Genomic DNA, 12,710 nt, shown 5'->3' with positions numbered 1-12,710 from the left:
AAATTTACCTATTAGTTTTCTCTGCTGTAATTTTTGACTTCTGCTTCCATAGCATCAATAAAGATATTCAAATCTTCTACAGCTGTTTCTTTACTTCCATAACGACGTACATTTACTGTTGCATCTTCCAATTCCTTGTCTCCAACAACTAATTGGTAAGGGATCTTTTGTGTTTGAGAGGCACGTATCTTATAGCCCATTTTTTCATTACGATCATCAACTTCTACACGCAAACCCTTCATTTGCAAGCGTTCTTTGATTTCATAAGCATAATCGCCATGTGCATCAACAGAAACAGGGATGATTGTTGCTTGTATAGGTGCCAACCATGTTGGAAAAGCGCCTTTGTATACTTCTGTTAAATAAGCGACAAAACGTTCCATTGTAGAAACGATTCCGCGGTGGATAACTACTGGACGATGCGTATTTTCCCCGTCTTCTCCAACATATGTCAAATCAAAGCGCTCTGGCAATAAGAAGTCTAATTGTATAGTTGATAATGTTTCTTCTGTACCAAGAGCTGTTTTGACTTGAACATCTAGTTTTGGTCCGTAAAAGGCTGCTTCGCCTTCTGCTTCAAAGTAATCTAATTCTAATTCATCCATAGCGGCTTTCAGCATTGCTTGGGCTTTTTCCCACATTGCGTCATCATCAAAATATTTATCTGTATTGTTTGGATCGCGATAGCTCAAGCGGAAACGATAATCTGTAATATTGAAGTCAGCGTATACTGCCACCATCAATTCAAGCGTACGTTTAAATTCATCTTTGATTTGATCAGGACGAACAAATGTATGACCATCATTCAACGTCATTTCTCGTACACGTTGTAAACCTGACAAAGCACCTGATTTTTCATAGCGATGCATCATTCCTAATTCAGCGATACGAATTGGTAATTCACGATAAGAATGGATCGTGTTTTTGTAGACCATCATGTGATGAGGGCAGTTCATTGGACGAAGAACAAGCATTTCGCCATCTCCCATATCCATTGGCGGGAACATGTCTTCTTGATAATGATCCCAGTGTCCAGATGTTTTGTACAACTCAACATCCCCCATTATCGGTGTATACACATGTTGGTAACCTAGACTAACTTCTTTATCTACGATATAACGTTCGATCGTGCGTCGGATTGTTGCCCCTTTTGGAAGCCAGAATGGCAAGCCAGAACCTACTTCTGGGGAAACCATGAACAAGTCAAGTTCTTTTCCTAGTTTACGATGGTCTCTTTCTTTTGCTTCTTCACGGAGACGGATATATTCTTTCAAAGCTTTCTTGTCAAAAAAGGCTGTCCCGTATACTCGTTGCATCATTTGATTGTTTGAGTTTCCACGCCAATAAGCACCTGCCACTGATAATAATTTGAATACTTGTATACGGCCAGTGGATGGAACATGTGGTCCACGGCACAAATCGATGAATTCGCCTTGTTGATAAGCAGTAATCACTTCTTCTTCTGGCAATTCACTAATCAGTTCTACTTTGTACGGATCACTTGCAAAAATTTCTAATGCTTCCTGTTTTGAAAGAACACGGCGTTCGATTGGCAGATTTTCTTTGACGATTTTCATCATTTCTGCTTCAATTGCTGGCAAATCTTCTGCAGTTACTTGGTTTTGTCCATTATCTGTATCGTAGTAAAACCCTGAATCGATAGCTGGTCCAACGCCAAAGTGGATATTTGGATAGAGGCGACGCATGGCTTGGGCCATCAAATGAGCTGCTGAATGACGGACTAAGCCAAGTGCATCTTCATGGTCTGGTGTGATGATCTCAATACTTGCATCTTCCTCGATTGGACGAGTCAAATCAACGAGTTTGCCGTTCACTTTACCAGCTAAAGCTTTTTTTGCTAAGCTTTTTGAAATGCTTTCAGCAATTGCCAATGTTGTTGTTCCAGACTCAAATTCTTTGACTGCACCATCTGGAAAAGTAATTTTTATCATAATAGTTTCCTCCTTGAAATGTTTTGATTGATCAGATCATCAAGCTGAAAAACAAAAAAATCCTAGCATCTCTTGAAAAGAGATACTAGGACGAAAAGTTCGTGGTTCCACCTAATGTTCAAACGCAAATGCGTTCCTCAAGCGTTGTAACGGTCCGACCGCCCTTGCTTCAACAAGGGTTTCGAAAGTGGTCATCCTTTGGTTTTCTCCTGGAAAAGTTTCAGCCTAGCTTTTCCTCTCTTATCGAAGACTCTCAAATTCAGTTGGCTTTCTCATCAATCAATTATGTGTTTATTTAACCACTAATAAATAGAAAAATCAAGTGGGAAACTAAACTTATTTTTTCCATTCCCCATTTACACCGTATGTTCCTTTTTTCATCTCATTGATGATGACATGGATGTGTTCTTTTGGTGCCTGCGTGTTTTTATGAACAGCTTCCGTGATATCTTTCATCATATTTTCTAATTGTTCCGGACTGCGACCTTCTACTAATTCGACATGTACGAATGGCATAATGCTCTCTCCTCTTTCTGATCGTTCTTTTTTCAACTCGATTCTATCATACTATGTTTGTCTTGGGTACTGAATCAGGAAAAATGGCTGGATCTTTTTTTGCTCTCAAGGCACTCAAAATAGAGACCGTATCCACGACTTCTTGCAAAACAGCTCCGAATAATGCGGGGATTAGTCCCGTACTTGCAATTAACATCAAAAAAATACAAATAAAGATGCCAATCAGTACAGACTGTTTAGCTATTCTCATCGTATCTCTTGAAATCACTACTGCTTTTGCTACACGCAAGAGATCATCTTTCAAGATGACCGCATCTGCACTTTCACTAGCAGCTGTAGAACCATGAGCTCCCATTGCAATACCGATATCTGCAGCAGCAAGTGCTGGAGCGTCATTCACGCCGTCTCCTACCATCGCAACAGGTCTTTGATCTTTAGGGATACTTTCTAAAATGGTCAGTTTATCTTGAGGCAAGCTACGGGCATGTACAGAATCTAATTGGACTTTTTCTGCAATCGTTTGAGCAATGGCAGATCCATCCCCGGTGATCATCATCAAATTTTTCACATCAAGTTTTCTTAGCTCCTTGATTGTCTTTGCTGCTTCTGGGCGAATCTGATCCGAAAATAGGATCGTTCCTGCAAAAGATCGATCAATTGTTACATAGATTGCTGTATTGGACGTTTCTATTTCTTCAGCTGAAACAAAAGAGGCACGTCCAATCTTTACTTCATGATTATTGACTACTGCTTGGATTCCTTGACCGGTCACTTCTTTCAGTTGACTAACAGGATACAGTTGGCTGTTTTTCACGTTGTTCACTAACGAACGAGCTAAGATATGGCTAGATTCCTGTTCTGCACTAGCTGCATACAGAAGTAGCTCTTCTTTTTTTATTCCATTGACTGGCTGAATCGCCTCTACTTCCAATATCCCTTTGGTAAGCGTTCCTGTTTTATCAAAAGCAATCGTTTTTGTACGTGCGAGCTTTTCAATCGTTGTTCCAGTTTTTACAACGATCCCGTTTTTACTTGAACGGCTCATTCCTGCAACTAAAGCAATGGGCGCAGCTAGAATCAGTGGACAAGGTGATGCCACTACCAGTACCTCAGCAAATCGTAAAGGGTCTTTTGAGAACCACCAAGAAATACCACCGATCAAATAAGCAATCAACGTGAAAGGGACTGCATAACGATCAGCTAAACGGACAAATCGGGCAGGCTTTTCTTTTGATTCTTCGACTAGTTTAATAATCATTTGATACTGGCTGTCTGCGGCACGTTTTTCAGCGATCATTTGGATCGATCCGTCTCCATTTAAAGACCCTGACATAATCTGATCTCCAGGTTTCTTGGTTTCCGGGCGGGACTCACCTGTCAAAGAAGATTCATCGACCGAAGATTCTCCTTTGATCACTCGACCATCTGCAGGTACAAGTTCGCCAGGTTTGACTAGTAACTGGTCATCAATATTTATTTCATCGATCACTATATCCTGCAAATTTCCTTCTTTGAATCGATGGGCAATTCTTGGGGTGTTATCTAACAAAGACTGCAGTTCTTTACCCGCTCGTTTATTCGCGTAATCCTCTAGACTATCTCCGCCCGTAAGCATGATCAATATCATCAAACTAGCCCAGTATTCTTTGACGGCTAATGTTGCAAGGATTGCGGTAATCGCTAATACATCTACGCCATATCTTCCTGAACGTAACGTCTTGATCATTTCCAAAAACATCAAGAAGGCGAGAATCCCTCCAGTAAATGCGACAATCGCAAATGCAAGGGCCGGCTGGTGAAAAACAAATTCACTTAATAAAGCTATTCCACCAATAAGCAAAGTAAGTAAAAATTTTTTGAAATGTGTCATTGTTTTTTCTCCTCTTTTATGTGACTTAGAGAGGTTAGTAATAAATTTCCAGCTGCCTCTTTCATCTTAAGCATAGTCCTTGATTAGCACTTTTTAAAACAATAGGTCTTAATTGAAAACAACTATCACTATCAGCGTTTCCAAAATTCATCAGTTCTACAAACAAAAATATTCAGCAAGGATGACTTTTTCGATTCATCAGTTAAAAAGTACCTTTTTTCGAAAAACTATGCTATACTTTTAATTCGTTATTTACGGCGGAAGGAGCAAACATGCGATGAATGAGAAACAACTAGAACAAACGCACGTGGATGAAACGATCGAACTAATCCAGATCGAACAAAATATGCTGGATACAAAACAACAAGAATTGACTCAGGAAATGAATCATTCGACAAAAGACACAGCTAATCACAAGATTCGAGCTGGTTCCAATGAAGCTTTTTATGAATCTGCTGTTGAATATCGCCAACATGAGCAGGAATTGCTTTTGAAATACCATACTCTTGAAGCACAGCAAAAACGCCTGCAAACGTTGTCTGTCATGAAAGATAGTCCTTATTTTGCCCGTATCGACTTTAAAGAAGACCGTGAAACAGAAACATTATATCTAGGTATCGCTTCTTTAAGAGATCTGGCAGAAGAAACAATCGTTATTGACTGGCGCGCACCAATTGCCAATCTTTATTATGAAGGTGAGATTGGTCCCGCATTTTATGAAACTGAAACAGATAGAATAGATGTCGATCTGCAGTTGAAACGACAATTTAAAATCCAAGAAGGACGTATTTTATCTATGGTAGATACGTCGGAAGTAATCAATGATGACTTTTTGCTAGAGATATTGGATGAATCATCAAGCAACCATATGAAAAACATCGTCTCTACGATACAAAAAGCACAAAATGCAATCATTCGGGACACAACAAGTAAAGTAATGCTGATTGAAGGAATCGCCGGAAGTGGAAAGACATCCGCTTTGCTTCAACGTATTGCTTTTCTGTTGTATCATAATCGCAAGTGGCTCGAGGCTGAAAACGTTCTTCTATTTTCACCCAACCATTTGTTTTCTGATTACATCTCGACTGTATTGCCTTCATTAGGTGAAAGCGGCGTGCCTACACAGACATTCAAAAATTATTTGGTGCAGCTGCTGCCAGAGTTTTCTTTACTAGATGAACAGCAACAAGAAAGTGGGTTTTTGCTAGGGGAAAAAGATCCGATACAAGTGATGAAAAGCGGATTGACCTTAGTCGATCAGATTGATCGCTATATCCAAGGCATCACAAACTACGGTCCCTTGTTCCGTGATATGAAAATAAATGGCCGTACGATCCTATCAAAGGAATCGATTCGCCAATGGTATAAAGAAACAAATGAACAATTACCTTTACATCATAGACTCTCTCTATTACAAACGAAGCTCCTGAAAAAATTAGGCGGTCTGCAAAAAGACGAAACACGTCAGCAATGGGTCAAAGATCTAGCGGAAGAACAGCTCCAAGAACTATACGCAACAGATCCTAATCTTGAATATACAGAACAAAAGGAGCGTTCATTACGTAAAAAACTGGCCAACCAAATCGTACGTAAAAGATTCCGTCGAATCCATCGAGGGATCATGAATTATCAATTTGTCAATATAACGAAACAATATCTCCACTTTCTACAAACTGTGCCACTTTCTCTTCTAACACGACATAAAATCAGCGAGACCAGATGGCAGGAACATTTGACAACTGTTCGTACACACTTGCGTCAAAGAGAATTGCGTCAAGAGGATGCTGTACTATTCTTTTTACTGATGCGCCGAACATATCCAGTGACGGTTACACACAAAGCTCGCTATATCTTTATTGATGAAATGCAGGATTTCGCACCATCACAAGTGGCATTGCTGCAAGCCTTGTTCCCAAAAGCAAATTTGACTTTCTGTGGAGATCTAAATCAAAATGTCTTTGGAAATGAAACGATCGTTGGATCATTGGAAGACCTTTTCGTGGACCGTGAAGTCACTCGTTTCCAATTAACGACAAGCTATCGCTCCACAAAAGAAATCACTGATTTTGCTAATCATTTTATTGTGAAAGAACATCAAGTAGAAACAACAGCAAGAAAAGGAGACCTTCCTTTGCTCATCCAAGGAACAACAGATGATATCAAATTGAATTGGTTAGCAGATACCATTCGAACGACTCAGGGAAAAGCCCGGTATTGGCGTACAGCAATCATAGCTAAAACACAAGAAGAATGCGAAGCTCTTTATGCTCAACTGCCAGACGAGTTGAAACAACAAGTCCAGCTGATTTTAAATGAGAGTGACTTTATGAAGCGTTCCATTATTTTACTTCCAGCCTTTTTAGCAAAAGGTCTGGAGTTTGACCGAGTTTTCTTGTGGGATGTAGATGCAGAACATTTTTCTTCTCAGCAAGACAAATTGATCCTTTACACCATGTGTACACGTGCGATGCATGAATTGACCCTTTTTACCTCCAATAATGAAAGTCCTTTGTTAAACAATATGGATATTTCATCTTATGAGAAAAAAGTACTGTAAGTAAAAAGACAACTGCTATCATTAATGTTAGCAGTTGTCTTTTTATTTACAATAATAATTGCAGAAAAAGTAATTCAATCATTTAAGGTCATTTATTCTATATATAAATCCAAATCTGTTTCAGGATATTTTAATTTGACAAGCGAAATAATCATTTTCAGTTCTTCCATGTTTTCTGGATATTCTGGGTCAAATACCTTGCTATGACGGCCAATCCCGCCATTGTCGATCAATCGGTAAATTCGATTCCATTCAATGAACTGGTCAATTGATTGGAAATTGCTGATTGGATAGCCGCCACAATCCAAAATCTCTGATACACGAAATGCTAGGTATGCACTATCGATCACTTTATTTTTTTTCGTGTCTATCTTCTCATTTCTTTCGATAAGAATTTTTTCAGGACGATGCTTCAAGCTCCACTCTAATAGTAGAAAGAAAGCCTCCATCCGATACTCTTCTTCAAATAACCGAAAGGCTGAATCAGAACGACGAAAAAGCAGCGGAATCAAATATTTTTGTCTATAAATCAGCATTGGTGCGCGGTCCACCATACACTCTAAATAACGGTTCAGATACCCTGTACCGACATAGTTTCCTAATCGATAGCCTTCAACGCCGAATCTTGCGTATTTTTGCGCTAATTTTGAACAATCAGTTACGTTCACAGCTAACTCTTCTACTTTGCGGTAACCGCTTAAGATACGTTCAAAAGGTTCTAAAGTGATTTTTGCTTCCATATTCTTCCCCGTCCATCTTCCACATACTTCATATCATTTCACATGATACTTATGCTCTCATCATACCACAGGTTGAATTAGAAAAGAAAATAAATCACACAAAAAAGCAAGACAATCTCACAACAGATTGTCTTGCTTTTCGAAAAAGACTGAATACTTTTCGTTAAAACTGGTTGCTTAGTCTTCTAATGCCACATTATGGAACACATGCTGTACATCTTCTAGATCTTCCAGTGCATCAATCATTTTTTCAAATGTTTCTTGATCTTCTGGAGATAGTGTTACCTCGTTTTGAGGGATCATTTGGATCTCAGCGATTGAAAAATCAGTGATTCCTTTTTCTTTTAACGCTTCTTGTATACTATGGAAATCCGCTACTTCACCGTAAACGATGATTTGTCCTTCTTCTTCCATTACATCGCGAACATCGATGTCTTTTTCCATTAGGTATTCAAGGATCTCGTCAGCGTCTTCTCCTGCAAAAGCAAAGATTGCTGTATTGTCAAACATGTAAGAAACCGCTCCGGAAACACCCATGTTCCCGCCATTTTTCCCAAATGCTGCCCGTACGTCTGCTGCTGTTCGATTCACATTGTTCGTCAATGTATCAACAATCACCATTGAGCCGCTTGGTCCAAATCCTTCATAGCGCAATTCAGAGTATGTTTCATCTCCTGCACCTTTTGCTTTTTCGATTGCTCGGTCAATAATATGTTTTGGTACATTATAAGTTTTAGCGCGATCAATGACGAAACGTAGTTTTTGGTTTGCATGCGGATCAGGATCACCTGATTTTGCTGCCGCGTAGATTTCAATCCCAAATTTTGCATAAATCCGGCTATTATTAGCATCTTTAGCAGTTTTCTTTGCTACGATATTTGCCCATTTACGTCCCATATTTTCACTTCGCTTTCTGATTTGATAGTTTCATAACGCAAAAACGTCCTGTTCCATTATACTTGTGAATCACGATTCTGTGAAGCTTTTTTTCTTTCTTCCTTCATTCTTCTCATTTTTAGTCAATTATCTATACTCGGATTGGGATTTGCCCGAAATTCTGTTCCGGAATATTGCCTCCCAATTGATAGATTTGATCACTTCTAACTAACAGTTCCGCTTCTTGTGCCTCTTTTTTTCCGATTCGGGAATAAATAGAAATCTCTTTTTTTTCTTTTAAGAATCTTCTTCCAACATCGGTAAATCCAAGTAGTCGAAGATAATTTTTATTTTGTTGGACAGGAATCTCTTGCTTTTTGATATTCAGCAAGACATAACAAGATAATCGTTGGATCCGTGTCCATGTATATCTTTTTGTTTTTACCTTTGACACAAAATCCTCAAAACTATCAGCAGTTGCAGCTGCTGTTTTCATGCGCGATTCTATTCCTTCGGTCATCTGATAGATATCTGTCAGTTCCAGCAAAGTAGAAGATAACAACCGATAACGCAAATACGGCCAATAAGATTCCCAAGTCTGCAGCGAACAAGTTGAAAGATCTTCTTCTGTCTGAGGCGGCACAAGTCCAGCTATCCTTTTTCCTTCTTCTAACGCATGGCGAATGGCTGTTGCACTGGCTATCGTCTGATCTGTGATGATTTTTTCATGATAGCCTGCACTTTTACGTCGGATCGGATGTAATTCCATAGGGTGGACATACTTGGCATTTTCCTTTGCATAACTTAATCCTAAGATATGATTTGGCGAAGAAAAATCAAGCATAATATCGGGGTACAGACTGCGAAAAACCTCAGTCATTTTTTGCGGATAACTATACGTTTGATCAGACAGTTCTTGAAATGCCTCTTCTATCCTATCTTGATTCTCTTGGACAAAGCGTCCGAAACTGCTGTAATCAAACGAAGTCTCTTCTTCTGTTCCAAAACACAAACTGTCACAGTCCAGTGTTTGCAAGATTTTTACTGCACCTTTAGCAAAATAGTCAGCTGACTGAACCGCCCATTCGACGGGAAGCTCCACTACTAAATCCACACCATTTTGTAAAGCTTCATTCGCGCGATGCCATTTATCGATGATAGCCGGTTCGCCTCGTTGCAAAAAATTCCCGCTCATTACAGCAATGACGACCTCTGCTCCTGTTGTTTTTCGTGCCATTTCCACATGATAGCGATGTCCATTGTGAAAAGGATTGTACTCTACGATAATCCCGCAGCTTTTCATGCGCATCCTCCTTCATAGTTATCGATAAAAAAGAAATAGAGACAAGTAAAAAAAAGACAAAAATCGGAAAAAATACCCGAACTATATAAACTATTCTCGCAAACACAATACTTCTGCGACGAAAAGCTGCACTGCAAGAGCAATGCCTATATCGTTCGGATATATAATTTATGTTGAAGATTTATTCTTTTCTTGTTAACTCGAGCAGGCAAAACCGCTAGTCTTTGTATGCTACAAAGAACCAGCGCTTTGATTTCTCTGATGCTGCTTCGTCTGTAAAATCAGAAAATGCTTCGACTTTCGAAAAGCCGCTGTTTTCCAGCATTCTTAAATAACTTTCCAATGGATAGGTACGCTCTTGATGTAGTTCATCTTCACGAATAAATCGACCAGACCCTTCTTGTTCTTCAACGAAAAAGGTAAGAAAATGTTCGATGCTGTGTTTCTCGCTTCCTGGATAACTATCCCACAAAAAAGCAAAATTATCCCCTTGATAATGATAGCTATATTCTGGAAAAACCTCATCTACTTGATAGATGGAGTGTACGTCAAATAAAAATCGGCCATTTTCTTCTAACGCTTGATAGACTTCATCAAACACTTGCTGTACCTCTTGTCTATTTTTCATATAGCACAGCGAATCAGAAAAACAGGTAATTGCCTGATATTGTCCGATTTCTGATAAATCGAGCATATTGCCTTCCACAAATTGGATCGATGCGTCTTCTTCATATGCTCGCTGGCTGGCAATCATCAACATCTCTTCTGAAAGGTCTAACCCTGTCACTTTATATCCATCTTTTGCAAAGGCAACCGCTAATGCTCCAGTACCACATGCCAGTTCCAAAATATTTTTTGTGTCTTCTTGTAAATGACGTTTCGAAAAAGCTAGCCATTGCTGATAAAGTGTTTCGTCCATCACTTCATCGTAAATGAAAGCAAATGTTTCATAAGCCATATGTTAATCCAACCATTCACTAAGATCGACTAGCGGAGCATCTGACCATAGTTTTTCCAGATTATAGAAACTTCGTTCTGGCGCATGGAAAACATGTACGATCAAATCTCCAAGATCGATCAATACCCATTTTCCGCCTTCTTTTCCTTCAATACGTTTTACTTCATATTTGTTTTCTTCTTCTTTATCAATGATTTCTTCTGTAATTGCGTTGATTTGACGTTCGCTATTTGCTGAACAGATCATGAAATAATCTGCCAACAAGGAAACATTTCGAACGTCTAAAGCGATAATGTCTTCTGCCCGTTTTGAATCTGCTGCTTCAACCGCAATTTTTAATTGTTCTTTACTATCTATGATGATTTCCTCCTAATATGAGCAGCTTATTTTTTTGCTACCCAGTAATTATATGTTTCGATTGTTTTTGGATAAATCTGTTGTTCTTGCGCAAGCAAATGGGCCAATGTATGTTTTGTTTCAAATGCTACAGCTTCGTCTAGATCAGCCCATGCAATGGCTCGTGCATCTTGTACCCCAGGAAAATCTCGACCTGGTTCAATATAGTCTGCTACATAAATGATTTTGTCAAGGAGACTCATCTTAGCAGCCCCAGTCGTATGCACCCGGATTGCATGAAGAATCTCTGCATCGGTGATTCCTAATTCCCGCTCTACAAACGAAGCGCCAACAAGACCATGCCAGATTGCATTATTATAATTCAATAACTCTGGATCAAAACCGTCTCTTACGATTACCATTTTGAATTCCTCATCTGGTCGTTCTTTTGCATAATCATGTGTCAATGCAGCAATACTAGCTTTTTCAGGAGAAGCACCGTATTTTTTGGCAAGAGCCACGGCTGTTTCTTCTACTCCAAGCACATGCTTGAAGCGTTGTTCGCTCATTCTCATCTGTATTTTTTGCATCAGGTTTTCTCTAGAATAAGCAGTATATTCATTACTATAGTCCATATTCATACAACCCTTCATTTTGAATATAATCAATTACTTTATCTGGAACAAGGTAGCGGATAGAACAGCCTTCTTTGATCTTTTGACGTATTTTCGTGGAACTGATGTCGATCTCAGGTACATCTACCCAAATTACAGGATATGGAGTATCCGTTGTGTATCCTGGTCGACGTATACCCACAAAGTTGACCATAGAAGTCAGCTCATCGATTTTATACCATTTTGGCAAATATTCTACCATATCCCCACCGATAATAAAGTAATAATCTGTATCCGGATTGTTTTGCGTCAATTCCTTCATAGTATCATAGGTGTAACTTTTCCCACCACGAGCTAATTCAATCGTTTCAATCTGCAAAAAAGGATTGTCTTCCACAGCTAATTCCAACATGTTGAGTCGATGTTTTGCATCAATCGTCTGTTTCTCATCAACATGAGGTGGCTGATAAGAAGGCATCAAAAATACGCGGTCAAGACCTAAATTCCGGCCAGCTTGTTCAGCCATCACTAAATGTGCAAGGTGAACGGGATTAAATGTTCCGCCCAAGATCCCTACTTGCTTTTTCTTCTCTAAGAATTGAGGCATTTCTTCAGGAAATAATTGTGAACGAACAAATGTCTTAGCTTGCGTATTCATCATGGTCACTCCTTATATTGCTTTTACTTCTTTTGATAGCCTTTGATACTTTTCTTTTGTGGAAGGTTTGTATAATACGATAACACGTCCAATGATTTGGACGATTTCGCAATCTATTTCTTTTTCTAATACTTGAGCTGCTTCTTCTGCAATCTCATCTGTATTTTGAAGTAACGATACTTTGATCAGTTCTCTTTTTTCTAAAGCTTCTTCAATTTGAACGATCATTGCTGAATTGATCCCACCTTTTCCGATTTGAAAAATCGGCTGAAGATGATGTGCTTGGCTACGTAAAAAACGCTTTTGTTTTCCTCTTAAACTCATAATTTT

Annotated in this window: 12 protein-coding genes; 1 reads left to right on the top strand and 11 read right to left on the bottom strand. The window is 39.1% G+C overall.

Annotated features, from left to right (window positions below; translation table 11 throughout):
• Nucleotides 1-11: 11 nt before the first annotated feature.
• The 3 genes from thrS to OS138_RS07160 all read right to left on the bottom strand — a co-directional run bounded on the left by thrS (nt 12) and on the right by OS138_RS07160 (nt 4,338).
• The gene (thrS, locus tag OS138_RS07170) at nt 12-1,952 is read right to left on the bottom strand and encodes a threonine--tRNA ligase (RefSeq protein ID WP_002287651.1); all 1,941 of its coding nucleotides are present in this window, start codon (nt 1,950-1,952) and stop codon (nt 12-14) included.
• 336 nt (nt 1,953-2,288) lie between these two features.
• The gene (locus OS138_RS07165; RefSeq protein WP_002287649.1) at nt 2,289-2,468 is read right to left on the bottom strand and encodes a 2-hydroxymuconate tautomerase; all 180 of its coding nucleotides are present in this window, start codon (nt 2,466-2,468) and stop codon (nt 2,289-2,291) included.
• Nucleotides 2,469-2,514: 46 nt separating this feature from the next.
• A complete protein-coding gene (locus OS138_RS07160) occupies nt 2,515-4,338 on the bottom strand; it encodes a heavy metal translocating P-type ATPase (protein ID WP_002319390.1) in 1,824 nt (607 codons plus the stop codon).
• Nucleotides 4,339-4,615: 277 nt separating this feature from the next.
• Here OS138_RS07160 and helD point away from each other — a divergent pair, with 277 nt between their 5' ends.
• Entirely contained in the window at nt 4,616-6,895 is a 2,280-nt protein-coding gene (gene helD / locus OS138_RS07155; RefSeq protein ID WP_002287644.1) for an RNA polymerase recycling motor HelD, read from the top strand.
• A 92-nt stretch (nt 6,896-6,987) separates the two neighbouring features.
• Here the strand turns inward: helD and OS138_RS07150 are convergent, their stop codons facing one another.
• From OS138_RS07150 to yhbY, 8 genes are all read right to left on the bottom strand, one after another.
• Nucleotides 6,988-7,635 carry a hypothetical protein gene (locus OS138_RS07150; RefSeq protein ID WP_002319388.1) on the bottom strand — a complete coding sequence of 216 codons (648 nt, stop codon included), beginning with the start codon at nt 7,633-7,635 and terminating at the stop codon, nt 6,988-6,990.
• Between the two features lie 177 nt (nt 7,636-7,812).
• Nucleotides 7,813-8,532: a YebC/PmpR family DNA-binding transcriptional regulator gene (locus OS138_RS07145; protein WP_002287641.1), complete on the bottom strand. Its 720-nt coding sequence runs from the start codon at nt 8,530-8,532 to the stop codon at nt 7,813-7,815.
• 130 nt (nt 8,533-8,662) lie between these two features.
• Nucleotides 8,663-9,814 carry a nucleotidyltransferase gene (locus tag OS138_RS07140; protein ID WP_087626537.1) on the bottom strand — a complete coding sequence of 384 codons (1,152 nt, stop codon included), beginning with the start codon at nt 9,812-9,814 and terminating at the stop codon, nt 8,663-8,665.
• Nucleotides 9,815-10,031: 217 nt separating this feature from the next.
• Nucleotides 10,032-10,772 carry a class I SAM-dependent DNA methyltransferase gene (locus OS138_RS07135; RefSeq protein ID WP_325069891.1) on the bottom strand — a complete coding sequence of 247 codons (741 nt, stop codon included), beginning with the start codon at nt 10,770-10,772 and terminating at the stop codon, nt 10,032-10,034.
• Nucleotides 10,773-10,775: 3 nt separating this feature from the next.
• Nucleotides 10,776-11,135: a ribosome silencing factor gene (gene rsfS, locus OS138_RS07130; protein WP_370531476.1), complete on the bottom strand. Its 360-nt coding sequence runs from the start codon at nt 11,133-11,135 to the stop codon at nt 10,776-10,778.
• 20 nt (nt 11,136-11,155) lie between these two features.
• Nucleotides 11,156-11,749, bottom strand: a complete 594-nt coding sequence (gene yqeK / locus OS138_RS07125; protein ID WP_002287635.1) for a bis(5'-nucleosyl)-tetraphosphatase (symmetrical) YqeK — start codon at nt 11,747-11,749, stop codon at nt 11,156-11,158.
• Nucleotides 11,733-12,383 (bottom strand): nicotinate-nucleotide adenylyltransferase, encoded by a 651-nt coding sequence (locus tag OS138_RS07120; protein ID WP_002287632.1) that lies wholly within the window; start codon nt 12,381-12,383, stop codon nt 11,733-11,735. The genes yqeK and OS138_RS07120 overlap by 17 nt, the downstream gene beginning before the upstream one ends.
• Before the next feature lie 9 nt (nt 12,384-12,392).
• Nucleotides 12,393-12,704, bottom strand: coding sequence for a ribosome assembly RNA-binding protein YhbY (gene yhbY / locus OS138_RS07115; RefSeq protein ID WP_002290852.1), 312 nt, complete (start codon nt 12,702-12,704; stop codon nt 12,393-12,395).
• Between the last annotated feature and the right edge of the window lie 6 nt (nt 12,705-12,710).

It is taken from the genome of Enterococcus sp. E5-37 (genome assembly GCF_035726925.1).
GTDB lineage: Bacteria > Bacillota > Bacilli > Lactobacillales > Enterococcaceae > Enterococcus_B > Enterococcus_B faecium.
This window is presented reverse-complemented; position numbering and strand designations above follow the sequence as displayed.